General features: G+C 51.0%; 21 protein-coding genes and 2 pseudogenes. 13 read left to right on the top strand and 10 right to left on the bottom strand.

Annotation, left to right across the window (positions count from 1 at the left end; genetic code table 11):
* Positions 1-300: 300 nt before the first annotated feature.
* Positions 301-450: a hypothetical protein gene (locus tag ABF86_RS02720; protein ID WP_160803451.1), complete on the bottom strand. Its 150-nt coding sequence runs from the start codon at positions 448-450 to the stop codon at positions 301-303.
* A 42-nt stretch (positions 451-492) separates the two neighbouring features.
* Here ABF86_RS02720 and ABF86_RS02725 point away from each other — a divergent pair, with 42 nt between their 5' ends.
* The gene (locus ABF86_RS02725; RefSeq protein ID WP_082211240.1) at positions 493-1515 is read left to right on the top strand and encodes an SGNH/GDSL hydrolase family protein; all 1023 of its coding nucleotides are present in this window, start codon (positions 493-495) and stop codon (positions 1513-1515) included.
* Between the two features lie 65 nt (positions 1516-1580).
* Here ABF86_RS02725 and ampD read toward each other — a convergent pair whose 3' ends face one another.
* The gene (ampD, locus tag ABF86_RS02730; protein WP_011633652.1) at positions 1581-2126 is read right to left on the bottom strand and encodes a 1,6-anhydro-N-acetylmuramyl-L-alanine amidase AmpD; all 546 of its coding nucleotides are present in this window, start codon (positions 2124-2126) and stop codon (positions 1581-1583) included.
* 89 nt (positions 2127-2215) lie between these two features.
* Here ampD and tmk point away from each other — a divergent pair, with 89 nt between their 5' ends.
* The gene (tmk, locus tag ABF86_RS02735) at positions 2216-2863 is read left to right on the top strand and encodes a dTMP kinase (RefSeq protein ID WP_011633653.1); all 648 of its coding nucleotides are present in this window, start codon (positions 2216-2218) and stop codon (positions 2861-2863) included.
* Positions 2864-2998: 135 nt separating this feature from the next.
* Here the strand turns inward: tmk and ABF86_RS02740 are convergent, their stop codons facing one another.
* The 7 genes from ABF86_RS02740 to nhaC form a co-directional block, all read right to left on the bottom strand.
* Entirely contained in the window at positions 2999-6208 is a 3210-nt protein-coding gene (locus tag ABF86_RS02740) for a type I restriction endonuclease subunit R (RefSeq protein ID WP_160803452.1), read from the bottom strand.
* Positions 6208-6366: a hypothetical protein gene (locus tag ABF86_RS02745; RefSeq protein WP_160803453.1), complete on the bottom strand. Its 159-nt coding sequence runs from the start codon at positions 6364-6366 to the stop codon at positions 6208-6210. The genes ABF86_RS02740 and ABF86_RS02745 overlap by 1 nt, the downstream gene beginning before the upstream one ends.
* Positions 6363-7271 (bottom strand): Kiwa anti-phage protein KwaB-like domain-containing protein, encoded by a 909-nt coding sequence (locus ABF86_RS02750; protein WP_011633655.1) that lies wholly within the window; start codon positions 7269-7271, stop codon positions 6363-6365. The genes ABF86_RS02745 and ABF86_RS02750 overlap by 4 nt, the downstream gene beginning before the upstream one ends.
* Entirely contained in the window at positions 7268-7840 is a 573-nt protein-coding gene (locus ABF86_RS02755; protein ID WP_011633656.1) for a hypothetical protein, read from the bottom strand. The genes ABF86_RS02750 and ABF86_RS02755 overlap by 4 nt, the downstream gene beginning before the upstream one ends.
* Positions 7837-9105, bottom strand: a complete 1269-nt coding sequence (locus ABF86_RS02760; RefSeq protein WP_160803454.1) for a restriction endonuclease subunit S — start codon at positions 9103-9105, stop codon at positions 7837-7839. Before ABF86_RS02760 ends, ABF86_RS02755 begins: the two co-directional genes overlap by 4 nt.
* The gene (locus ABF86_RS02765; protein WP_011633658.1) at positions 9095-10723 is read right to left on the bottom strand and encodes a class I SAM-dependent DNA methyltransferase; all 1629 of its coding nucleotides are present in this window, start codon (positions 10721-10723) and stop codon (positions 9095-9097) included. The genes ABF86_RS02760 and ABF86_RS02765 overlap by 11 nt, the downstream gene beginning before the upstream one ends.
* Positions 10724-10929: 206 nt before the next feature.
* Entirely contained in the window at positions 10930-12357 is a 1428-nt protein-coding gene (gene nhaC / locus ABF86_RS02770; RefSeq protein WP_160803455.1) for a Na+/H+ antiporter NhaC, read from the bottom strand.
* Positions 12358-12610: 253 nt separating this feature from the next.
* Here nhaC and holB point away from each other — a divergent pair, with 253 nt between their 5' ends.
* Entirely contained in the window at positions 12611-13675 is a 1065-nt protein-coding gene (gene holB, locus ABF86_RS02775; protein ID WP_011633660.1) for a DNA polymerase III subunit delta', read from the top strand.
* Positions 13676-13678: 3 nt separating this feature from the next.
* On the opposite strand, the gene ABF86_RS02780 is transcribed toward holB, so the two are convergent.
* Positions 13679-14176: a hypothetical protein gene (locus tag ABF86_RS02780; protein ID WP_074684744.1), complete on the bottom strand. Its 498-nt coding sequence runs from the start codon at positions 14174-14176 to the stop codon at positions 13679-13681.
* Positions 14177-14509: 333 nt separating this feature from the next.
* On the opposite strand from ABF86_RS02780, the gene corA reads away from it, so the two are divergent.
* The 10 genes and pseudogenes from corA (at position 14510) to tuf (ending at position 23874) form a co-directional block, all read left to right on the top strand.
* Positions 14510-15640 (top strand): magnesium/cobalt transporter CorA, encoded by a 1131-nt coding sequence (gene corA / locus ABF86_RS02785; RefSeq protein ID WP_049753083.1) that lies wholly within the window; start codon positions 14510-14512, stop codon positions 15638-15640.
* A gap of 46 nt (positions 15641-15686) precedes the next feature.
* A pseudogene (locus tag ABF86_RS02790) lies at positions 15687-16317 on the top strand (transposase).
* 34 nt (positions 16318-16351) lie between these two features.
* The gene (locus ABF86_RS02795) at positions 16352-17503 is read left to right on the top strand and encodes a cell division protein ZipA C-terminal FtsZ-binding domain-containing protein (RefSeq protein ID WP_074684745.1); all 1152 of its coding nucleotides are present in this window, start codon (positions 16352-16354) and stop codon (positions 17501-17503) included.
* Between the two features lie 31 nt (positions 17504-17534).
* Positions 17535-17774, top strand: a complete 240-nt coding sequence (locus ABF86_RS02800) for a CDGSH iron-sulfur domain-containing protein (protein ID WP_011633665.1) — start codon at positions 17535-17537, stop codon at positions 17772-17774.
* A 127-nt stretch (positions 17775-17901) separates the two neighbouring features.
* Complete coding sequence (locus ABF86_RS02805) at positions 17902-18447, top strand: L,D-transpeptidase (protein ID WP_011633666.1); 546 nt, start codon at positions 17902-17904, stop codon at positions 18445-18447.
* A 154-nt stretch (positions 18448-18601) separates the two neighbouring features.
* A pseudogene (locus tag ABF86_RS02810) lies at positions 18602-19318 on the top strand (IS5 family transposase).
* Positions 19319-19579: 261 nt separating this feature from the next.
* Positions 19580-19957 (top strand): 30S ribosomal protein S12, encoded by a 378-nt coding sequence (gene rpsL, locus ABF86_RS02815; protein ID WP_011633668.1) that lies wholly within the window; start codon positions 19580-19582, stop codon positions 19955-19957.
* A 65-nt stretch (positions 19958-20022) separates the two neighbouring features.
* A complete protein-coding gene (gene rpsG / locus ABF86_RS02820) occupies positions 20023-20493 on the top strand; it encodes a 30S ribosomal protein S7 (RefSeq protein ID WP_011633669.1) in 471 nt (156 codons plus the stop codon).
* Positions 20494-20563: 70 nt separating this feature from the next.
* Complete coding sequence (fusA, locus tag ABF86_RS02825; RefSeq protein ID WP_074684757.1) at positions 20564-22654, top strand: elongation factor G; 2091 nt, start codon at positions 20564-20566, stop codon at positions 22652-22654.
* A 29-nt stretch (positions 22655-22683) separates the two neighbouring features.
* Positions 22684-23874 (top strand): elongation factor Tu, encoded by a 1191-nt coding sequence (tuf, locus tag ABF86_RS02830; RefSeq protein WP_011633671.1) that lies wholly within the window; start codon positions 22684-22686, stop codon positions 23872-23874.

The raw sequence follows: 23874 nt of genomic DNA on the forward strand, positions 1-23874 counted from the left end.
TACTACTACAATGGATTGTAGCGAATGAATCTTTGCGGCAACTTAGGTCAGCAGCTATTGCCGAATCGATAACACTGAGTGTGAGAATTATCAAAATGAACTCTTTGATATTTATAGCTATCACTTTTCTTCAGTTGGTTTGATCGATTTTGAGCACATAACGTGGGAATTAAGGCAGGACGCGAAGCGGCGTCGGTTTGAATGAATTGTTAGTCGGCATTTACATGGGAAATTCAGCTGAAGTGAGTTTCCAGGAAAATAACCCGTGGCACTCTCGTCATTTCTACCGCGCGGGGTGAATCAGTGCGAGCTTTTGTACCTAGCCCATTGCCGCGCTTTGCCGCCGAACATGCACGCCAGCAACTGAATACCAGTTTCTCGATAGCTACTGCTGCCGTATTCTGAAGCATTCCAGAGTTGTGCAAAGGTTTCCAGGGATTCAAAATGCATACAGTAGTATCTTTTTCAATCAATCTGCCATGAGGAGAAATTGTGAAAAAACTGATAATGGGTGTGCTTTTCCTGGCCTTCATGTTGTCCGGAGCTGTCTGGGCAACGCCGTTTACCAGCCTGTACGCGTTTGGCGATAGTCTCTCGGATGGCGGTAACAGCCCGACTGCGGTAACGAGTATTTACAAGCTGCTGGGAAATAATTGTGATCCCACCCATCCCTGTCCACCTTATGTGGGCGGGCATTACTCCAATGGACCGGTAGCGGTTGAATATCTGGCAAATTCAATCCTGCCTGGTGGCGCTAATTCAGGCAATTTTTTTAATTTCTCCGTCGCCGGAGCAACCAGCGGTATCGGTAACTATGGTGATAGAGGGTCTGCAACCTCATCCGGCATTTTCGGATTACCTGGCATTAGTCTGGAAATTGAAGGTTATCTGCTTGCTTCGGGAGGCGTGGCTGATCCGGATGCGTTGTATTTTGTCTGGGGTGGAGCAAATGATTTTCTGACATTAGATTCCCCCACTGCTGCAGCGCAGAATATCGCAGCCAATGTAGACAAACTCATGGCGGCTGGAGCCACTCATTTTTTTGTGCCCAACCTGCCTGATCTGGGCCTGACACCGCTGGCTGCAGAAGGAAATGTGCAAGGGCTGGCCACATTATTCTCCACCACGTTTAATACGGCGCTGTCTTCCGAGTTGGCAGCGCTGGGTACGCAGTTTCCTGTTGCTGAAATTCTCCAATTTGATACCTATTCCTTTTTCAATCGGATTGTTGGTGACCCGGCTGTGTATGGTTTTACCAATGCACAGGCAAGCTGCCTGGCTTTTCAGGCAGGAGGGGTGCAATGCAGCAACCCGGATCAATACATATACTGGGATGACCTGCACCCTACCACGCAAGCGCACGCTCTGTTTGGTTCTGTTTTTGCCCGGGCCATCCCTGTGCCGGGAACACTTTTTTTGCTGATGCTGGGCTGGCTGATACTTGTTTTTGCGCGCGGGAACTGGATTTGCAAGAACCTGGCCAGGCCAGTTAATTCCATGGAACTGGTTGGCTGATTGCCGGGCTCTGTTTGAATCTGGTGGTGATGCAGGGCGGGCAAGCATAGTGCATCACCTGCAAACTACCGGGTTATTTCGAGTGCTTCCCGATAGCTTTGCCAGTCAAAGCAGGGGCCTGGGTCAGTTTTCCTTTGTGGCGCAATATCGACGTGCCCGACAATGTCATGAATAGGGTAGGTTGCCTGTAGTGCTTGGGTGAGTTTAACCAAACGGGCGTACTGAATTGGTGCAAATGGTTGATTATCACTGCCTTCCAGCTCAATACCAATGGAAAAATCGTTGCACCGGGTGCGGCCTTGCCAGCAGGAGGCGCCGGCATGCCAGGCACGCAGCGTGCAGGGGACAAACTGGATGATTTCCCCATCACGGCGAATAAAAAAATGGCTGGAGACTTTTAATCCTGTCAGCTCTTGATAATACGGGTGTGCTTGAGGGTTGATCTGGTTGGTAAACAGTTCAATGACGCCTTCACCGCCAAATTCTTCCGGGGGCAGGCTGATGGCGTGGATGACCAGCAGGCTGATATCATTCCCGTCCGGCCGTTCATCGCAATTGGGAGAAGGAATGTATCTGGCGTGAACGAGGTAACCGTCCGTATCGATTAGCATGGATATGATTGAATTGCCGGCATGAGTTCTGAAATTTTAAGGGTGCCGCCATAAAAACGCCCGTTAACCATTTTAATTGAGTGATTATCTTGCAACGCGGAAAATTTATTACTTTTGAAGGGATAGACGGGGCGGGGAAAAGCACCCATCTGGCCTGGCTGGCGAGTTTCCTGCGTGATAAGGGGCTGGAGGTAATCGTGACGCGTGAACCAGGTAGCACCGCGCTGGGTGAACAATTACGGCAATTGTTGCTGGATCATCGCCAGGCGATGCACGCTGAAACCGAGACGTTGTTGATGTTTGCCGCGCGGAGAGAGCATCTGGACAAAGTGATATTGCCAGCATTGGAGCGTGGTGCCTGGGTAATTTCAGATCGTTTTACTGACGCCAGTTTTGCCTACCAGGGCGGCGGCAGGGGAGTGCCATCAGCCAGGCTGGAAATTCTGGAACAATGGGTGCAGAAAGGGTTTTCTCCTGATCTGACGGTGTACTTCGACGTACCGGTGACAATCAGCCGCCAGCGGGTACAATCCGCCAGAACGGCCGATCGCTTTGAGCTGGAACCAGATCTGTTTTTTGAGCGTGTGCGACAAGCCTATCTGCAACGCGCCAAACAATTTTCTGAACGGATCAGAGTAGTGGATGGCAGCTTGTCGCTGGAAGAAGTCAGAACAGCCATGGTGGAAGTTGTAGAGAAATTCTGGTCGGCTCAAGCGAGCTCCGGATACAGAATGTAAGTTTGGCATGAGTAAACAGCCAGATATCAGAGAGACGCCAGATGGGAAGAATATACTGAAAGACAGTGCTGTCGTTGTATTCCTTGCTATTAGATGATTACCCGGACTTCAGCCATAAATCATTCCAATCAGGTTTCATCCATATCCAGCCACACTCCATTCTGACGACAATGCCTCCGCCTGCTGCAATACGGTCTGCACCGCCGCATCCTGCAGGTCGGGTGGGTAGCCATATTTGCGCAGGATGCGCTTGACCAGCACGCGCAGCCGCGCCCGGGCCGATTCACGGTGGGCCCAGTCAACGGCAATGTTTTCTTTCAGGCTGACCAGCAGCTCGTGAGCGATAACCCGCAAATTGTCGTCACCCATCACCTGCACAGCAGATTCGTTCTCCGCCAGCGCGTCGTAAAAGGCGATCTCATCAAGGGATAAGCCCTGTTCCTCGCCGCGATTGCGCGCGGCGCGAATGTCCTGCGCCAAATTGATCAGTTCCTGCAGCACCTCGGCGGTGGTGATAGCATTGGCGTGATAACGGGCAATGGCGTCTTCCAACCGCTCGGTGAAAGCGCGAGTCTCAACCACGTTGGTGCGGGTGCGCGAGCGGATGCTGTCATTGAGCAGCTTGCGCAGCGCTTCCAGCCCCAGATTCTTTTTCTCCATCTGCTGCACTTCAAGCAGAAACTCGTCGGAGAGGATGGAGATATCCGGCGTCTGGATGCCAGCAGCAGCAAGGATATCGACGATCTCGGTGGAGACCACAGCACGGCTGACGATCTGCTGGATGGCTAGTTCCCGATCCTGCCGGATAGCCCCTGCACCGCCCGCCGTCTTGACTAGCGCAGCACGGATGGCCTGGAAGAAACCGACTTCCTCGCGGATGCCGCGCGCTTCATCCGAACTTGCCACCAGTGCAAAGGCCTTCGATAGACTCAGTACGCCATCGGCAAAGCGCCGTCGCGCCTGCCTCGAAGCCTCTGGCGTCTTTTCTGCCGCCGCCCATTGCTGCTGCTTGTCGAGTATCCATTCGATGGCGCTGGCCATCATCGCCAGCCGCTCGCTGGGCGTGCCGCCAAGGCCGGTTTGGTAGTCGAACCCAAAGAACATGTCGCGCACAATCTCGACCTTCTCCAACAACACCGCCACGGCCTCCCGCTCATCAATACCGGTTTTGTCTTGATCCGGTTTGGAATACTGGGCGAGGGCCGACTTCAGGTTCTGGGCAATGCCGATGTAATCCACGATCAAGCCCGCCGGCTTGTCACGGAACACCCGGTTAACGCGGGCAATGGCCTGCATCAGGCCGTGGCCACGCATCGGCTTGTCGATATACATGGTATGTATGCTGGGCGCATCGAAGCCAGTCAGCCACATGTCGCGCACGATCACCAGCCGCAGCGGGTCCTGCGGATCACGGGCACGCTTGGCCAGCAGATCACGGCGCGCCTTGTTTCCGATGTGCTGTTGCCACTCAACCGGGTCAGACGCCGTGCCGGTCATCACGATCTTGATGCTGCCGGCGTTGTCATCGTTGCTGTGCCAGTCGGGGCACAGCTTGATGATCTGGTCATACAGCGCCACACAGATGCGCCGGCTCATGCACACCATCATCGCGCGGCCTGAGAGTGCCGCCACCCGGTCCTCGAAGTGCTGCACCAGGTCGGCGGCCACCAGGGCGAGTCGCTTGTCGCTGCCAACCAGCGCTTCGACCGTGCTCCACTTCTGCTTGGTGCGTTCGGCGCTGGGTTCGTCTTCGTCCTCCAGCAGCGCCTCGATCTCGGCATCGATGCGCGGCTTTTCGTCCTCGTCCAGCTCGATGCGCGCAAGGCGCGATTCGTAGTAGATCGGCACCGTGGCGCCGTCTTCCACCGCGCGGCTGATGTCGTAGATGTCGATGTAGTGGCCGAACACCGCCGGGGTGTTCACATCGGTCGCCTCGATGGGCGTGCCGGTGAAACCGATGAAGGAGGCATTGGGCAGTGCATCGCGCAGGTACTTGGCAAAGCCGTAGGCGATCTCGCCGGTCTTGCTGGCCACCTTCGCTTTGAAGCCATACTGGCTGCGGTGCGCCTCGTCGGCGATGACCACGACGTTGGAGCGATCGGTCAGCGCCGGGAAATCGGTCTCGTCCACCGCCGGCGAGAACTTCTGCAGCGTGGTGAAGATCACGCCACCGGAAGCCCGGTTGAGCAGGGCGCGCAGATGCTCGCGGTCCTGCGCCTGCACCGGCGTCTGCCGGAGCAGGTCCTTGCACATGGCGAAGGTCGCAAAGAGCTGGTCGTCCAGGTCGTTGCGGTCGGTCAACACCACCAGCGTGGGATTGGCCATGCGGGGGTCGAACACCAGGAGGCCCGCATAGAACGCCATCAGCAAGCTTTTGCCGGAGCCCTGCGTATGCCAGATCACGCCCGCTTTGCGGTCGCCCTCGGGTTGCGTGTCCACGCTTGGCAGACCGTACGCCGCCGGGTCTTCTGCCTGCACGTTTTCCATGCTGGCCCGCAGTGTTGATGTGACAGCCTTCTTCACCGCGTGAAACTGGTGGTAACCGGCGATGATCTTGATCAGGCCGGACGTGCCTTCGCCAAACACGGTGAAGTGGCGCAGCAGGTCAAGAAACCGCCCCTGTTCAAACACGCCCTCGATCAGCGTGGCCATCTCCGGCATGCCTTTGGGTTCGATGCGTGTGCCGTCGGTGGTGCGCCATGGCATAAAACGCTCAAGGTCTGCCGATAGCGACCCCACTCGTGCCGTAATACCGTCGGAGGTCACCAGCAGTGCGTTGGTGTTAAAAAGTTGCGGAATCTGCTGTTTGTAGGTTTGCAATTGGTTAAATGCGCCCAGCAGATGTGCTCCAGCGTTACCCGGTGCTTTCAGCTCAATCACACCTAACGGTAACCCGTTGACGAATACCACCACATCGGGCCGCCGGTTATTTTGATCGTTGATTACCACAAACTGGCTCACAGCCAGCCAGTCGTTTTGTTCTGGATGTTCAAAGTTAATCAGCGCGACCTTGCCCGCCGTCAGGGTGCCATCGTTGGTGTAGTACTCCACATCTACACCTTCCGTCAGCAGCTTGTGCAAGCGGCGGTTCTCCTCCAGCAGTGAGGGCAGCTCTGACTGCATCACTTTGTGAACCGCATCCTGACGCGCTTCCAGCGGTAGGCCAGGGTTCAGACGCGCGACTGCATCCTCGAAGCGCTTCTTGAGCACAACCTCATCATGACTCTCGTGCTCAGACTGCTTACCGTCGGGGCCGATGATTTCCTCTTGCTCAATGCTGTAGCCTAAAGCACGTAACTGATCCAACAGTGCTTGCTCCACGGCAGCCTCCGACAGAAATGCCATTACAGTACTCCTTGTTCTTCGATGATGCGCGCGGCATCGAGTACGCGCAGTTCGCCTGAGAGCAGCTTGGAAAATCGTCGCACCGATGCGAGTGCATCCAGCCCGGCGCACTCGTGCACCCAGGTCAGCAGCTCGGGGTTGACGGGGATACAGGTCATTTGATTGGTTTCCTGCTTGCGGCCACAAACTTTTCCGGCTTGTTTTTTACCAACTCCAATTGGTAACGACGGCGGTCAAGAACTTGCAGAAACGCCATTTCATAGCCAGCAGCAATGATCACTTTGCCGTTCGATTCAGAGACGTCAACGCCCGTGCTCTTGCAGAGCTTTTTGAGTGAGGTCTTGTCGATGTCCTTTATTTCCTTTTGCGTGCGAATCGAGGCGAGATAGCGTGCGGCGCGGGGATGTTTGGCCGCGTACTGTTTGATACTGTCGAATTCGATGTAAGTCAGTTCTGCCTGGATCACGGCCACATTGCCGGGCACTGCATTGAGGATTGCCTGTTGCAGCTGGCCCGCAAACTCGAAGCCGCTCGGGCGAAGAATGTGAACATTCTGTTCGTCAATGAGCAGGTCGAAATCACTGTCTAGTTTGAAGATAGTATCTTCGACAATCTGCAAGGTGTCGTCAAACCAGCGAATCAGGCGTCCCTTGTTCTTGACGATACCCTTGAACTGGGTCGCTCGCCGCAAGGCGGTGAGCTTGTGCTGCTCGTCGTCCGTCAGCCGTACGAAGTAGCAAAATATATCAGCGGGCGAGGTAAGGGCAGCTGCATCCATGGGCAGGTTCACTACCTGATGCAAATCGCGCATGCCAGCGGCCATATCATCGGCTAACGGCAGATAGAGCCACTCCACACCGCCGTGCTTGTCCGAGGGTTCATATTTTGTGGGGCCGTCTTTATCCTGCTGCATGGCCTGCCAGGTCGCCTGCGTCATTTCGCACAAAGTCGTCTGTACCTTAGCATCCACCGGTACGGCCACAAACGTCTGCCCGTTTCCGTCGTCACGGCCGACACCGAATTCGATGAGCGTTACTTTGTTGAGATCAAACGCAAGATTCATTCAGCCTCCAGGTATACGGTGTCGCTCAGACGGTAGGTGGTGAGCTTCTCATTTGGCGAGAGGCTGACACGGCGGGTGATGACAGCGTATCGCGTTTTTCCGGTCAGTGGATTGCCATCAGCAGGCGGATAGACGGTAAATACGCGGTAGCCGAACACGGCAAACATCAGATTCATGTAGTGCAGATTCAAGTGCCAGAACAGGAATACGATGAGCGACAGCGCAGCGAACGTCGCGGCCAGATCGCGTAGCGTGCCGAGATCTTCCGAGTAGAAGGGTAGCAGCATCGCAAACAGGTAGACTAGAATATGGTCGCGATGATCGTCGGCTGTACCGACAGTCACCTCGCGCCGGTCGTTATTCCGCTTGGCCGTGCCGATACGCAGCCATAGGAAAGCGTTGGGCAGCAGGACCATCGACGTGCAGAAGCCGATGAAGTAATGATCCGGGATCAGGCTGTTGCCGCGAATGGCCCAGAGAATAAACAGCGGCGAGATACTGCTCAGCACCATCAGCAGTCGTGCTGTCTTGAGCCCTTCGCTGTAAGTCTTTCCGGGAGTCGTGCTCATATCCCGGTCCTCTCCATGAATTTCTCGGCATCTACGATACGCAGTTCGCCAGCGATCAGTTTCGGGAGCAGGGTGTCGTGGAGTTGGGTGAGCAAGTGCAACTCGTTTTGTGCTGTAAAAATTTTCTCTCTCAGTTTTCTTGCTAAGACAGAAAATTTTTCGAGCAATACTTCAGGTGGTGACACAACTTCAAGTCGATAAACATTCTTACGGTTCAAACCAGGGACGGCTGCATCAGTGTTCATATCACGCAGCGGGAGTGACTCAAGCAAGTGATAACAAAAAGGTAGCGAAACCAAAGGCTGTACATAAAAAACTGTATCTATTGGGTAGCTGGGGGATTGCTCCCAATACAAACTGCCGACAGTTCCCTTTCGCCCCACAATAACGGCTTCACTATCAATAAGAGCTATATTATGAACACCTGTGATACCACCAGAGCCATATACTGGAACGTTGCCAGGGCTTCGGGCTTTAGCTGGCAATGATTTACCATAAGCAAGACTCAGAAAATCAGATACTCGTCGAATTTCCCACCCCTCCGGAATCTCGCCCAGTTCTGATTCGACGAGCCGGTCGGGGAAGAGGTCGTAGAGGTGCGCGGGCAGGCCGGGGAGTGATTGGTTGCGTTGCCAGCGGCCTTCCAATTTGGCGCGGACGGGGCCGAAGTCGATGAACCAGTCCTTAAACAGGGCGCGGGCCATGGCCTCCAGGGTCTGGTTGCGGCGGCGGCTGAGTTCGATCTTGTCGTCCAGCGTGCCGAGGATGTGGGCGATGGCGCGTTGTTCAGGTACAGAGGGTGCAGCGATTACAAGTTTTTCGAGCATCCCTTTGGTGAGTGCGTTTCGAGTTGCGCCGGCGGATGCCAGAGCGAGTAAGTGCGCTTGCATCGATGGACTTACGAGCGAGTAACGCAGAAATCTTGCGTCAAGCGTTTCCGGCCGTGGACGGACGATTGCCACATGCTGGTTTACTCGTGCCGGCAACACAGCAGGGTCAACTTGGCAGCAACGCGCGACCGAATCACCGGTGATGTTGAGAAGAACATCATCGGCTTCCACAACGACGTTGCGGAGTTCGTCAGCTTGATCGTCGTCGATGAATGCGAGACCTTCGTGAACGAAGCGGTCGTTGTAGATGTTCTGGCTGCGAATCAATGACGTAGCTCCGCCGCGATACGCCTCCTTGCCGCCACGAGGAGTTGCGCCGCTGCCAATCTTGGAGCATACGGCCCCAAGCGTAAGTGGATGGAATTCACCCCCCATACCCAAGCTCCCTCAGGTTGGCCTCAATTTCGACATCCAGCCGCGCCGCTTCCTGCTGCTGCTCGCGCCACTGGGCGCTGAGCCGCTGCATCTTGTCGGCAAAGGCTTCACCGTCGTCCTCGGCGGCTTCGGCGCCGACGTAGCGGCCGGGGGTGAGCACATGGCCGTGCTTGCGGATTTCTTCCAGCGTGGCGGCCTTGCAGAAGCCGGGGATGTCCGCGTACTGGGTCGCTCCCGGCATCCTGCCTCCCGCGACACTAGCACTTCCCTGTGCGTCGCCCGCTACCTTCTCGCCGCGCCAGGCATGGTAGGTGTCGGCGATCTTCTGGATGTCCTCGTCGGTAAGTTCGCGCCGGGTGCGGTCCACCAGCGTGCCCATGTTTCGGGCGTCGATAAACAGCACCTCGCCGCGCCGGTCGCGCAGAGTCTCCCCGCCTTTTGATAGAGAGCCGCGCTTGCCGTTGGATTTGTCACGAGCCAGGAACCACAAGCAGGCGGGGATCTGCGTGGAGTAGAACAACTGCCCCGGCAGGGTAACCATGCAGTCCACGGCGTCGGCTTCCACCATGGCCTTGCGGATTTCGCCTTCGCCGCTCTGGTTGGAGCTCATGGAGCCGTTGGCCAGCACCACGCCGGCGGTGCCAAAGGGGGCCAGGTGCCAGTGGATGTGCTGCAGCCAGGCGTAGTTGGCGTTGCCCACGGGCGGCACGCCGAATTGCCAGCGCGGGTCTTCGCGCAGGCGGTCGCCGCCCCAGTCGGAGATGTTGAAGGGCGGGTTGGCGAGGATGTGGTCGAAGCGCAGGTCGCGCAGCTCGTCCTTGTGAAAGCTGCCTTCGTTGTTCCAGCGGATATCGGAGTCGATGCCGCGCACGGCAAGGTTCATCTTGGCCAGGCGCCAGGTGGTGTAGTTGCTCTCCTGGCCGTAGATGGCGATGTCGCCAATGCGGCCGCCGTGCTCCAGTACGAACTTCTCGCTCTGCACGAACATGCCACCGCTGCCGCAGCAGGGGTCGTAGACGCGACCGGCGTAGGGTTCGAGCATCTGCACCAGCACCTGTACCACCGAGCGCGGGGTGTAGAACTCGCCGCCGCGCTTGCCTTCGGCGCCGGCGAACTGGCTGAGGAAGTATTCGTAGACCCGGCCAAGCACGTCTTTCGATTTGTCGCCGCCCTCGTTCATGGCGATGCCCGAGATCAGGTCGATCAGCTCGCCCAGCATCACCTTGTTCAGCGCCGGGCGGGCGTAGTCCTTGGGTAGCACGCCCTTGAGGGATTCGTTGTCCTTCTCGATGGCGCGCATGGCGTCGTCGATCAGGGTGCCGATTTCAGGGCGTTTGGCGTTGGCCTTGAGGTGTGACCAGCGTCCCTCCTTGGGTACCCAGAAGATGTTGTCCGCGAGGTACTCGTCTTTATCTTCGGCGGCTGCTGCACTTTCGGCCGCTAGCTCCGCATGGCGAGCCTCGAAGGCGTCGGAAATGTATTTGAGGAAGATCAGCCCCAAAGCGACGTGCTTGTAGTCGCTGGGTTCCATGTTGCCGCGCAGCTTGTCGGCAGCCTTGAAAAGCTCAGCTTCAAAGCCGAGATGATCGGTGGTTTTGTTGTTATTGGATTTAACCATTGGGTATTTCCTTGTTCTTTTCTATTTGCTTGTGGCTTTAGCTGCTGGCGATCGCTGCCTCGGAGCGCGCCTGGCATTCTCTACTCCCGATAGTGCCAGCGGGTGGGTTAATCTATTATCAACAATTTTTATGTTGGTAAAATGCTGAATAAATAGAGATTTTACTTTTTCGGGAAGATTATGTCTGGCAGGAGTGGAATATCATATTAACTCTCCACAGGGTGCCTGGCACGCAGCAGGCCGATTCCCAGCATGGCCATGATGATTGAAACCAGGGGATTTAGCACGTTAAGCAGAGCATACGCGGCGTAGTCCAGTGTTGGTACACCCAGTGTTGCGGCGTAAAAAACACCTGCTGTTGTCCACGGGATCAGGCCGGCGGTCAGTGTGGAACCTTCTTCAGTGGAACGCGATAACACGGCCAGATCCAGCTGTTTTTCCCGATAAGGTTGCCTGAACAGCTGGCAGGTGAGGATGATGGAAATATACGTCTCTCCCATAACCAGGTTACCGGCCAGGCCGGAAGCAATAGTGGCGGCAATCAGGGCACTGGCTCGGTTGATTGGCGCAATCAGCCGCATCAATAGTACTTGCAAGAATCTGGCACGATACAGGATGCCGCCCAGTGCTAGCGCCATGATGGATAACAGCAAAGTCCAGGCCATGCTGTATAAACCGCCGCGTCCAAGTAATTCGTCAATATTGGCGATGCCGGTATGGCCGGGTGTGTTCAGCCACAGCGCGTTGATGACATTGACAGTATCTCTTCCTTGATAGGCCACGGCGATCAGCATTGCCAGCAGGATGCTGCATGTCATACTGGTTTCGGCACTGTAGCGTTTCATACTCATGCCCAGCATCACTAGCAGGGGTAACAGCGTTATCGCCCCGTTCATTCGATAGGAATGTGCCAGCGCGCTGCGGATTTCTGCCAGATGTGCTTGCGGAAGATGATAATCGCCGTACTGCAGTCCCCATACGAGAAAAATAGCCAGAACAATTATGAATGTGGGCAGCGTGGTGTACAGCATTGAGCCGATATGTCGGTATAGATTCGTACCAGCACTTATTGCCGCGAGATTGGTGGTGTCGGAAATCGGTGACAGCTTGTCACCAAATGTTGCGCCGGAGACGATCATGCCGGCCACCAGTGGCAGTGGAATGCCCATAGCATTGCCAATTCCGATCAGTACTACGCCGATGGTGCCGACGGTGCCCCAGGAGGTGCCGGTTGCAACCGACATCAAGCTGCACAATACAAAACCGGTTGCCAGAAACAGGGTGGGATTGAGCCAGTCAAGGCCAAAATACAGCAAACTTGCGATGGTGCCGCTTTGCATAAAGCTGGCGATTACCATGCCGATCAGCAGGAAAATGTAAATCGCCGGCAATGCCCTGACGATGCCTTCATCCATCATACTGCGAATGGCAGCAAACGAATAACCCAGGCTATGGGTATGCAGGCCTGCCCAGATCAACGCCAGAAAAATGAGTGCGTGTAGGCTGATTTGAAACACGAACAAACCCGATGCAATCAGCAGCAGTATTCCTGTAAAACAAATGAGTGCCTGCCAGAAGGAAGGGAGCGGGTGTATATTTGGCAGTTCCTCTACGGTGGTGTCGTTGTGTGTCATGGTTTTGGTGATTATTTATGGATCAGTTAATGTCAATAACATTGCGTGATTACCTGATTACCTTGCTTTCCTTGTTCTTTTTTTGGGGGGATGCAGACTTTATCACCAGGATATTCAAACAGCCAGATTGGGTGCCAGTGTTTCCGATCCGGGTCATGCTTGTTGGAAATCGCGCTAAACTGCAATGCCTTTATTAAAGGCAGTTTCTTTATTTAATGAAAAACTATTTTTTTAAGATAGGGTAACTTCAAAAATGACTGTGGCTGAAATTTTTCCATGGCAGCAGACAATCTGGCAGCAGATCCGGCAGCCGGACAGTTTGAGGCGGCATCATGCCCTATTGCTAAAAGGGCGCAAAGGAACTGGTAAGCTGGGTTTTGCTCTTGCTCTGGTGCGATCCATGCTGTGTGAACAGGTAGATGCAGCAGGGAGGGTATGCGGAAAATGTCAGGATTGTTACTGGTTTGAACAGGGGCTGCATCCGAATTTCCGTTTGCTGGAGCCGGAAGCGTTGTCAGTTCAGGATGGGACGGCAGACAGGAATAGCGAAGAAAAGCAGGAGGAGGCTGGTGGTACAAAGTCTGGCAAAAAGCCGAGTCAGCAGATCACGATTGCGCAGATCCGTACACTGGATGACTTTATCTATCTGAGCGCACACCAGAATCGCTACAAGGTGGTGTTGATTCATCCGGCCGAGGCAATGAATGCAGCTGCTGCCAATGCGTTGCTGAAAAAGCTGGAAGAACCGCCGCCAGAAGTGTTGTTTATTCTGATAGCGCACGGAACGTCAATGATTCCGGCAACTATTCTGAGCCGCTGTCGGCAGATTGCCATGCCGACGCCGGATCGTAAACTTGCAAAAGACTGGTTGATTCAACAGGGAATTGCACAACCTGATTTCCGTTTGGCCATGTCGAGTTTCTCACCATTGCTGGCATTGCACTATGACGAGCAACAATCTTCGCCTCATGCTGATTTTATTCAGAGTTTATGTGTGCCGGAGAAATTTGATCCAATCGGATTGGCAGAAAAACTGTACAAGCAGGATTTATCCAGTGTGACCAGCTGGATGCAGAAATGGTGCTATGACCTGATGAGCTGCCACCTTAGTGGAAGGGTGCGTTACCACCTGCAGCAGATGGATGCCATCAAGCGGCAGGCGGCAGTCATAGATCCGGTTGCGGTTGGATTTCTATGGCGTGATCTGGCTGCTTCACAGCAACTGGCACACCACCCGCTCAACCCCAGGCTATTTCTGGAAGAGATGTTTCTGATCTGTGCTGAAATAATACATCCGGCAAGCTCAGAAACAAGGTAATAACTACTGAATGCAGGATTCGCTGGTTGGGTCGATGGTGCAAGCCCAGAGCGTTCTGTGAATACCTGCTGCACGATTAAACAGGTGGTCGGCCTGTTGGGATTTTTGCTGCTCCAGCGTGAGGGAGGCTTTTTCAGGAATGAAGTATTTTTGTACCCAGAAACGTATTCTGCAGAACTCTTTCTCGTTTGCGCACAGCTTGTGAATGGCAGAGCTGTATATCGTTTTATCTGCTTGCCGCCCTTTTTCTATCAACACCATATTCACAAATTTTCCTGAATTACCCATTTCAACTTTGCGTATCAGTTGCCAGCCAATACCGCTGGGTAGTGCATTTTCATCTACCTTGATCACAGTTTCGGATTCGGCGGTGGCCGGGGCCGGGGCTGTTTCTTCCACAGGTGTAGAGGCTGCAGCATGTTCTCCATCCTGTACTGAAAAAGCCAGGCTTGACCAGGTGATTGCGAGAGAAATCAGCAATCCTTTTCCTATATTGTTCATGTGTTCCCCTTATGAAACAGCTTGTTATATTGAAAGGCACCTCAAGAAACTTACGACACCTGATCTGCTCGCGACAGTTTTTTAAGCTGACCCGAGATGTATTATTCTGTCTGCACGAAGTATTGCTCAGGCCGCTTGAGAAATATAAAAAATCCGGCCATAACAACTTGTTTTCGTAACACCCGACAGACTAACGTTTCTGATCTTATCCAAAGATTGGATCACTGTGCAACGATTGTGACTGGAAATCGGTAGCTTGCATGTTTGTTTCATCAGATTTAACCAAGAATTTTTATTTGGCAGAAGATTCTTTCGGAGCAGAAAGAGGAGTCTATGAAACATAAAATTACGACGAATTTGAGTCATCCACGCAAGCATCATGCTCGCGTGCGTAATTATCGTCCGGGTGCGTCCCCCGGTTCTTTGGAAGCTCTGCCGGCTGCAGGGTCAGGGACGACACCGATGCCATTGGCGTGTATTTCACTGCTGCGTTATGGAAAAAATGGGGTGATTGAAGAGCAACGTGGGCTTGCAGCACACGATTGCCGGGCGCCTGCTGCCAGCGCAGCAGACGTTATCTGGTTGCATTTACAAGGTCTACCTGCTCCAGAGCAGTTGCAGGCGTTGAGTGCGGTGTTTGGTTTGCATCCGCTTGCGCTAGAGGATGTATTCCATCGGGAGACCCGTTCCAAAATAGAAGCCTACGAGGCGCAGCAGTTTGTTGTGCTCAATTACCTGCATCAGGACCAAACGGGTAAATTCAATACCGGCCTGGTGAGTATTTTTCTGGGAAAGAACTATCTCATCAGTATTAACGATGGTCCAGGTGATCTTTTCGAGCCTGTTCGGCGGCGTATTCGCAATACGGGCAAGCCGTGCGAGCATGGTGCCGATTATTTACTATATGCACTGGCGGATGTCATTGTTGATAGTGGATTTTCGTTGCTTGAGGAACTCGGCGATCAGATTGAAGCGCTGGAAAATGAAATTCTCGACAACCCAGGTCACGAGGCGCGCAACAAAATTCATTGCATCAAGCGTGAATTGGTTCAGGTGCGTCGCATCTGGTGGCCGCAACGTGAGGTTATTGCCGCACTTATGCGCGATGATGGACATTTTCTGTCGGATATCACACGTCTTTACATGCGTGACTGTTACGATCACTGCGTGATTGTGATTGACTTTGTTGAAACCTATCGTGAGATGGCGTCTAATCTGCTTGATACTTATCTGTCCGCAGTGAGCCAGCGTATGAATGATGTCATGAAGGCACTTACCATTATCGCCACAATTTTTTTACCCCTTATGTTTCTCACGGGTCTGTACGGTATGAACTTTGATACTGAAAGCCCGTGGAATCTGCCTGAGCTGCACTGGCGTTTTGGCTATTTTTACGTGCTCAGTGTAATGGCCGTTGTGGTTATTGGCATGCTGATTTATTTCCGGCGCAAGCGTTGGTTGTAAGAACCTGTTTATGATCTTGTAAAACTGCTGATAATAATGTTGGGGCATGAGAAAAAATTATCCGAGCGACATCAGTCGCGAACAATTTGAAATTATCAAGCCGTTGTTGGAGTGTGCGCGCTGGAAGACCTACCCCAGACGCATAGACCTGTCCGAAGTATTCTGTGCGGTGCTCTGTATTTACTCAGGAGCGGCTGCCAATGGCGCATGCTGCCCGAGGAGTTTCCCAAATAGCGCACAGCACACTCGTACTTTTCCATCTGGAGTGAATTACGCGAAGGTGGCAGGCCGTAAGGGGGCTTTGCTGGTGGCTGCGTCGTTGCAAACATGGGCTGCAGCAAGGACAAAGTTTGCTGTACGACAGCGCCTACTATCTGGGCAAACCTTTTGCCCAAGGAGTGTGCGAAATCCTGGGAAAGTTTGTGACGGTACAAATCGCCAATCATAGCGAGCTGCTATACCTTTAAAGTCATGCCTGGGTAAATCATACCCAGGTGCTGGATTGTGGGACGTAGCTTCGCGTGGCGAGAAAAGAATCGGTGACTGTGAAAAAACTGTGAGCGATTACTCAATGCCAGCTTACAGTTCATTCACTTTTGGCATTTCTGGTGATCCTGCTAAAAAGAGTTGGAACAGGTTCTGAGAAGTGCCCTTGTGTGCGAGCAGAACGATTATAATCGTACCAATTGTGCCAAAGGGGGATAACAGTTTATGAGTGATTTGCAAATCAGCCTGGTTATTATTGGTGTTGTGATTATTGCCGGGGTTGTCATATTCAACAGAATTCAGTTGGCTCGCCATCATCGCCGAGTTCAGGATGCGTTCAGACATGAGCATGATGATGTTTTATTGAGTGATGAGCATAAACCAATATCTGTAGATGAACGGATTGAGCCACAATTTGGTGATGAAGTACCGTCAATTCAGGATGATGCGACGGATTTGGCCAATGTTCCGGCGAGTGCTTTGTCTGAACGGCATGTGGCGAACGATCAGCCGGTACAGAAAGAGCCCAGTGTGCAGAAGAAAGCTGCTAGCGTTGATAGCATGATCAATTATATTGCCGATATTCGCTCAAACTCACCTATCCCGCATGAGAGACTCATAGATCTGCTGCAACAGAAGTTCGATTACGGTAAGCCAGTGCGCTGGTACGGCCTGCAGTCAGAAGGACAGCTGTGGGAGGAGATTTCGCTAGATACGCTTAGCCCCAGAAATACGTATATCGAATTGAAAGGATGCTTGCAGCTTGTGGATCGCTCTGGACTGGTAACAGAAATTAATTTATCGAGATTTCGTGACATGGCCGAAGATTTTTCTGTGCAGATTCACGCGGAAGTTGATTGTCCTGATATTGCGGATGCGTATGCCAGGGCGGTTGATCTGGATAGATTTTGTGCTGATGTCGATGTGATTATGGGTGTCAATATTATCAGTAAAGATGGTGGTGCTTTTGTTGGAACCAAAATCCGTGCGTTGGCGGAGGCATCTGGTTTTAGGCTGGAATCCGAAGGAGTTTTCAGATACCGGGATAGCGAAACGAATGAGGTGATGTTTTCCCTTGGCAACTTTGAGTCTGCTCTGTTTTTGCCGGCAAATATGCGGACGTTGACTACTCGGGGCATTACTTTTCTGTTAGATGTGCCCAGGGTCGCAAATGGTGAGAAAGTATTTGATCAGATGGTCCATATTGCCAGACTTTTTTCATCGACATTGAACGGCCTTCTGGTGGATGACAACAGAGTACCGCTGAGTGAAAGTGGAGTAAAAAGAAGTAGGCAGCGGTTGGCTGATATTCAAACTACAATGGCGGCACATAGTATTGCTGCTGGTAGTGAAACAGCCCTGAAGCTATTTGATTAACAGTATCTCAAGTGTTCCGTGGGAGTAAGCCATGGATAAATCTGGTGCTGTGCAGAATCATCCGATTCAGGTTCAGCTGGAAATTGGGAAGCGATATTACTGGTGTCGATGTGGTCTCAGTCAATCACAACCATTCTGTGACGGTTCTCATAGAGGTGCCGGAATAAACCCTGTGCCATTTACGATTAGGGAAGCTGGCTCGGTTTGGCTTTGTGTCTGCAAAAAAACAGGTAATGCTCCTTTTTGCGACTGTTCTGGTAGTGAGCCATGATTTTTTATGCATTCTGATTGGATCTGGGGCTTGGGTGCACGAAAACCATGAACTACTGCGATATTGAAGCAGAGATAGTAGGGGTGTTCAGAGTGGGTTATTAATTTTTGACAGATGTGGTTTGACAATGCGCTGGATTCTAACCGGATTATTTTTGTTGTTGGTATTTCCACTGCCAAGCCGTGCAGCTCAGGACGTGTGGATTCTGATAGATACTTCAGAGCACCGGCTTAGTGTCATGCGCAAGGATAAAGTCTTGCTGACTTTTGATAATGTCGCTATTGGTCGGTATGGCGCTAGCCGCTCAAGGATGCGAGGAGATAATCAAACACCGCTAGGATCGTTCCAAATCAGTTGGGTTAAACAACATGACCGCTTCTATCGTTTTTATGGCATTAATTATCCTAATCGAGAGGTTGCGGACTTGGCTCTTTCAGAGGGGAGAATTTCGCGACAAGTCTGGGAAAATATAATGAATGCCATTGAATCCACGGGATTGTCACCACAGGATACATCGCTTGGTGGTTACATAGGTATTCATGGCATAGGTAAGGGTGATCAGGCAGTACACTCTCGTTTCAATTGGACAAATGGATGTGTGGCTCTTACTAATGTCCAAATTGATCAATTGAATCCGTGGGTAAAACTGGGTACGCGTGTGGTAATACGATGATAGTTCACTTCGTGAAAGGATTCTGAAAAATACGATTGAGTAAAAAGATGTCGATGTGCCTAATTTATTAAGGCCTGTTCCTGTTTGATCTCAATATTGATTTAAAGAAGCAAGTTCGTATCGTTGTAGCTCTCACCAGCAATAGGAGCTTGCAATGCCCCGGTTGTTGCTCAATGCAGAACTCTGGCTGAAGCTACTGGCCATTTTGCTTCACAATCACCTCTACAACAAGCAAGATTTGCGTATGACTGTCGAAGGCATGCTGTACCGCATGGTACCGGTTCATTCGGGAGCTGGAGCAAGGTTTATAAACGATGCACCGCCTGGTCTGTCAGCGGAAAATGGCTCAAGGTATTTCAGGCTCTGGTGGTTGAGCTGGACATGGAGCGGGTTTTTATCGATGGTAGCTATCAAGGCTCACCAGCACAGTGCGAGCGGTAAGGATAAAGCAATTGGAAAAAGCCAGGGCCGGTAATACCCGCAAGATTCACATGGCGGTGATACTCAGGGACTTCCCATCGCATTCAATATTATCGGTAGTCAGATCAATGATTGCACACACGCATTGGCTTTGCGATCCAGGCTGGGCGCGGCTCAATCCATTATCGCAGACAAAGGACTATGACAGTCAGGCCATTCGCGATCAAATCGAACAACAAGGTGCCAAGGCAGTCATTCCAGGGAAGGAGTAACTCCAAAACAGGTAATGCAGATCCGGACCGGGGACTATACCGATACTGACACCTGGTAAAAAATATTTTCACACGGTTGAAACAGTGCCGGGCGGTGGTCCCGTGCTTTGATAAATTCAAACATAACCACGAAAGCCTCGTGGCTATGGGTTTGTACCTTCCTGTGGTTACCAATGTGAAATGGGAGCAGACCTTTGGATAGTCAGTTGATTTAACTGCGGCAACAGAATACTTTAGCCTTGACTTGAAAATAATAACGCCGTAAAATTCGCAGTCTTTTTTAGCCGCTATATAAGGCGAGAGGGTTTTGTGTAAAACAAGGCTATAGGAAAGCAAAAGAAAAACATAGGTTGAAGGCGTAAAAAAGAGTCTGCGCTATTTTAATGAAAACAACCTGCATAATAGAATTAAAACTTGATGTATGAAAAGCTGGGAGCAAAATGCCGACAATTAGTCAATTGGTGCGCAAGCCACGTAAAGCAAAGCAAGTAAAAAGTAAGGTTCCTGCTCTTGAGAGCTGTCCCCAGAAAAGAGGGGTGTGCACTCGTGTTTATACGACAACGCCTAAAAAGCCAAACTCTGCGCTCAGGAAAGTGGCCAGGGTGCGATTAACCAATGGTTATGAAGTGAGTAGCTATATTGGAGGCGAGGGGCATAATTTGCAGGAGCACTCGGTTGTATTGATCCGTGGTGGAAGAGTTAGGGATTTGCCGGGTGTTCGGTATCACACTGTGCGCGGAAGTTTGGATACGGCTGGTGTGAAAGATAGAAAGAAAGCGCGTTCAAAATATGGTTCAAAAAGACCAAAAAGTGCATAAGATATATAGTTCAGTGTGCGTATAGCTGTGTGAGATTAATAATCAAAATATTGAGATAGTGCAAAATGCCTAGACGCAGAGAAGTGCCCAAAAGAGAGATTTTACCGGATCCAAAATACCATAATGTGGAATTGGCTAAATTTGTAAACGTATTGATGACGCGTGGAAAAAAATCAATTGCTGAGCAAATCATATATGGTGCTTTAAGTCACGTAGAGAAAAAATCGGGAAAGGATCCGGTGGAGGTATTTACACAGGCGCTGTCAAACATCAGGCCGGTCGTAGAAGTTAAAAGCAGGCGGGTAGGTGGTGCGAATTATCAGGTTCCGGTTGAGGTTAGGTCGGTGAGAAGGAGTGCTCTGGCTATGCGGTGGTTGCGAGACGCAGCTCGTAAGCGTAGTGAGAAGTCAATGGATTTAAGATTGGCTGGTGAATTGCTGGAGGCTTCTGAGAATCGTGGAACGGCAATTAAGAAGCGTGAGGAAGTGCATAGAATGGCAGAATCAAATAAAGCATTTTCTCATTTCAGGTTTTGAAGAGTTGGCTGCTTATATATAAAGTACAGCTGTAGCTATTTATCAGAAAAAACAATCTTAGGGTGTGGCAGTGTCAAAAAGAAATCCGTTAGAGCGATACCGTAATATAGGCATCATGGCTCATATTGATGCAGGAAAAACAACAACAAGTGAGCGTATATTATTTTATACAGGTGTTTCTCATAAGTTGGGAGAGGTGCATGACGGTGCTGCCACTATGGATTGGATGGAGCAAGAGCAGGAAAGGGGCATTACAATTACTTCTGCCGCCACAACATGTTTCTGGAAGGGGATGGCGGGCAATTACCCCGAGCACAGGATTAATGTAATTGATACACCAGGGCACGTAGATTTTACGATTGAAGTGGAGCGTTCATTGCGGGTTTTGGATGGAGCTTGTACGGTATTTTGTTCGGTTGGTGGTGTGCAGCCACAAACAGAGACGGTTTGGCGGCAAGCAAATAAGTATGGCGTTCCGAGGCTGGCTTTTGTAAATAAAATGGATCGATCGGGTGCAAATTTTATGCGTGTCCGTGAGCAAATGATAAGTAGGCTTAAGGCAAATCCTGTGCCAATTCAATTGCCTATCGGAGCGGAAGATAAATTTGCTGGCATCATTGATCTCGTGAAGATGAAAGCTATTTATTGGGATGATGCAAGTCAAGGCACGAAATTTGAGGAGCGTGAAATACCGGCTTCTCAACAAGCTGATGCGGCTACTTGGCGCGAAAAAATGATAGAGTCTGCGGCCGAAGCAAGTGAAGAGTTGATGAATAAGTATTTGGAAGCGGGTGATTTGGCAGTGGAGGACATCAAGCAAGGGCTACGTGCAAGAACAATAAATAATGAAATCGTGCCAATGCTTTGTGGGACAGCATTCAAAAATAAAGGTGTGCAGGCTATGTTGGATGCTGTTTTAGATTATTTGCCTTCACCATTAGATGTACCGGCAATTAAAGGTGTAGATGAAAATGGCTTGGAGGATGAGCGTGGACCAAGTGAAGATAGTCCATTTGCAGCTCTAGCATTTAAGATTGCGACAGATCCCTACGTTGGGCAGCTAATATTTTTTCGGGTATATTCTGGGACTGTTAAATCAGGTGATACTGTATTTAATCCTGTTAAAGGAAAGAGGGAAAGGATTGGTAGATTGTTGCAGATGCACGCTAATCAGCGTGAAGAAATTAAAGAGGTTGGAACTGGCGATATTGCTGCAGCAGTAGGTCTGAAGGAAGTTACAACGGGGGATACATTATGTGATCCTAATCATGTAATTACTCTGGAACGTATGGATTTCCCGGAGCCAGTTATTCATGTAGCGGTAGAGCCAAAAACTAAGATTGATCAGGAAAAGATGGGGATTGCGCTTAACCGTTTAGCTCAGGAAGATCCATCTTTTAGAGTTAGAACAGATGAGGAATCTGGCCAGACGATTATTTCTGGTATGGGTGAACTCCACCTGGAAATTATTGTTGATCGGATGAAGAGAGAATTTGGAGTGGAGGCAAACGTAGGTGCTCCACAAGTTGCATACCGAGAAGCGATAAGAAAGCAAGTTGAGATTGAGGGTAAATTCGTTAAGCAAAGTGGTGGTCGTGGTCAATATGGTCATGTATGGTTGCGAATGGAGCCTAATGAAGCAGGTAAGGGATTTGAATTTGTTGATGAAATTAAGGGTGGTGCTGTTCCGAGAGAATATATTCCTGCTGTTGAGAAAGGATTGCGGGATTCATTATCGAACGGAGTGCTTGCCGGATACCCGGTTGTTGATGTAAAAATCGCATTATTTGATGGTTCATACCACGATGTTGATTCCAATGAAAATGCTTTTAAGATGGCTGCATCAATAGCGTTTAAAGATGGTATGAAAAAAGCCAGCCCAGTTCTTTTGGAGCCAATGATGGCAGTAGAAGTGGAAACACCATCTGAGTTTATGGGTAATGTGGTTGGTGACTTATCTTCACGTCGTGGAATTATTCAGGGAATGGAAGATATTCCAGGGTTTAAGGTGATACGATCAGAAGTACCATTGGCGGAGATGTTTGGGTACTCCACTATACTTCGATCTGCTACTCAAGGTAGGGCAACATACTCTATGGAGTTCAAGCATTATTCTGAAGCTCCAAAAAATGTGGCTGAGGCAATCATCAGTAAGAAATAAAGCTATTCAAATAAAAAGAGGTTGACGTAATGGCGAAAAGTAAATTCGAGCGGGTGAAGCCGCATATAAATGTAGGGACGATAGGCCATGTGGATCATGGGAAAACGACGTTAACGGCGGCGATCACGACCATCCTGACCAGGAAATTTGGCGGGGAAGCCAAGTCATATGCTCAGATAGATTCGGCGCCCGAGGAGCGTGCACGTGGGATTACTATTAACACATCCCATGTTGAATACGAAACAGATAAACGCCATTACGCGCACGTTGATTGCCCGGGTCATGCCGACTATGTGAAGAATATGATCACAGGAGCGGCGCAGATGGATGGCGCTATTCTGGTGGTATCAGCAGCTGATGGGCCCATGCCGCAGACACGCGAACATATTCTGCTGGCGAGACAGGTGGGAGTGCCTTATATCATTGTCTTCATGAATAAAGCTGACATGGTAGACGATGCTGAGTTACTTGAGCTCGTCGAAATGGAAATACGTGAACTGTTATCCAAGTATGATTTTCCAGGGGATGATACACCTATTATTATTGGTTCAGCACTGAAAGCGCTGGAAGGGGATAAAGGTGACATCGGTGAGGCAGCTATTCTGAAGCTGGCGGAAGTGCTGGATTCATACATTCCAGAGCCACAAAGAGCGATTGATGGGGCTTTTATTATGCCTGTTGAAGATGTGTTCTCAATCTCCGGGCGTGGAACTGTTGTTACAGGGCGTGTGGAGCGCGGTATAGTCAAGGTTGGTGATGAGATAGAAATTGTGGGATTGCGACCTACAATCAAAACGACATGTACCGGTGTCGAGATGTTTCGGAAGTTGCTGGATCAAGGGCAGGCCGGAGACAACGTTGGTATATTATTAAGAGGTACCAAGCGAGAAGAGGTGGAGCGTGGTCAGGTTCTGGCTAAGCCGGGTAGTATACTGCCACACACCAAATTTTCTGCGGAAATATATGTGTTGAGCAAAGAAGAGGGTGGTCGGCATACACCATTTTTTGCAGGGTATCGCCCACAGTTTTATTTCAGAACAACTGATGTAACAGGCTCCATTGAACTGCCGGCAGGCGTCGAAATGGTGATGCCAGGTGATAATATATCGGTTAATGTCAATTTGATTGCACCAATAGCAATGAGCGAGGGATTACGTTTTGCTATTCGTGAAGGTGGACGTACCGTCGGCGCTGGTGTGGTCGCCAAAGTAATTGAATAA

It is taken from the genome of Nitrosomonas sp. GH22 (assembly GCF_009833115.1).
GTDB classification, from domain to species: Bacteria; Pseudomonadota; Gammaproteobacteria; order Burkholderiales; family Nitrosomonadaceae; genus Nitrosomonas; species Nitrosomonas eutropha.

What these genes read in the sequence shown, in the direction of transcription:
- rpsG (WP_011633669.1), top strand. Translation starts at nt 20,023, where the DNA reads ATGCCTAGACGCAGAGAAGTGCCCAAAAGAGAGATTTTACCGGATCCA.
- ABF86_RS02750 (WP_011633655.1), bottom strand. Translation starts at nt 7,271, where the DNA reads ATGAATCTTGCGTTTGATCTCAACAAAGTAACGCTCATCGAATTCGGT.
- nhaC (WP_160803455.1), bottom strand. Translation starts at nt 12,357, where the DNA reads ATGACACACAACGACACCACCGTAGAGGAACTGCCAAATATACACCCG.
- ABF86_RS02740 (WP_160803452.1), bottom strand. Translation starts at nt 6,208, where the DNA reads ATGGCATTTCTGTCGGAGGCTGCCGTGGAGCAAGCACTGTTGGATCAG.
- tuf (WP_011633671.1), top strand. Translation starts at nt 22,684, where the DNA reads ATGGCGAAAAGTAAATTCGAGCGGGTGAAGCCGCATATAAATGTAGGG.
- ABF86_RS02800 (WP_011633665.1), top strand. Translation starts at nt 17,535, where the DNA reads ATGGATAAATCTGGTGCTGTGCAGAATCATCCGATTCAGGTTCAGCTG.
- ABF86_RS02780 (WP_074684744.1), bottom strand. Translation starts at nt 14,176, where the DNA reads ATGAACAATATAGGAAAAGGATTGCTGATTTCTCTCGCAATCACCTGG.
- holB (WP_011633660.1), top strand. Translation starts at nt 12,611, where the DNA reads ATGACTGTGGCTGAAATTTTTCCATGGCAGCAGACAATCTGGCAGCAG.
- ABF86_RS02720 (WP_160803451.1), bottom strand. Translation starts at nt 450, where the DNA reads ATGCATTTTGAATCCCTGGAAACCTTTGCACAACTCTGGAATGCTTCA.
- ABF86_RS02805 (WP_011633666.1), top strand. Translation starts at nt 17,902, where the DNA reads ATGCGCTGGATTCTAACCGGATTATTTTTGTTGTTGGTATTTCCACTG.
- ABF86_RS02795 (WP_074684745.1), top strand. Translation starts at nt 16,352, where the DNA reads ATGAGTGATTTGCAAATCAGCCTGGTTATTATTGGTGTTGTGATTATT.
- rpsL (WP_011633668.1), top strand. Translation starts at nt 19,580, where the DNA reads ATGCCGACAATTAGTCAATTGGTGCGCAAGCCACGTAAAGCAAAGCAA.
- ABF86_RS02745 (WP_160803453.1), bottom strand. Translation starts at nt 6,366, where the DNA reads ATGACCTGTATCCCCGTCAACCCCGAGCTGCTGACCTGGGTGCACGAG.
- ABF86_RS02765 (WP_011633658.1), bottom strand. Translation starts at nt 10,723, where the DNA reads ATGGTTAAATCCAATAACAACAAAACCACCGATCATCTCGGCTTTGAA.
- ABF86_RS02760 (WP_160803454.1), bottom strand. Translation starts at nt 9,105, where the DNA reads ATGGGGGGTGAATTCCATCCACTTACGCTTGGGGCCGTATGCTCCAAG.
- ABF86_RS02755 (WP_011633656.1), bottom strand. Translation starts at nt 7,840, where the DNA reads ATGAGCACGACTCCCGGAAAGACTTACAGCGAAGGGCTCAAGACAGCA.
- corA (WP_049753083.1), top strand. Translation starts at nt 14,510, where the DNA reads ATGAAACATAAAATTACGACGAATTTGAGTCATCCACGCAAGCATCAT.
- ampD (WP_011633652.1), bottom strand. Translation starts at nt 2,126, where the DNA reads ATGCTAATCGATACGGACGGTTACCTCGTTCACGCCAGATACATTCCT.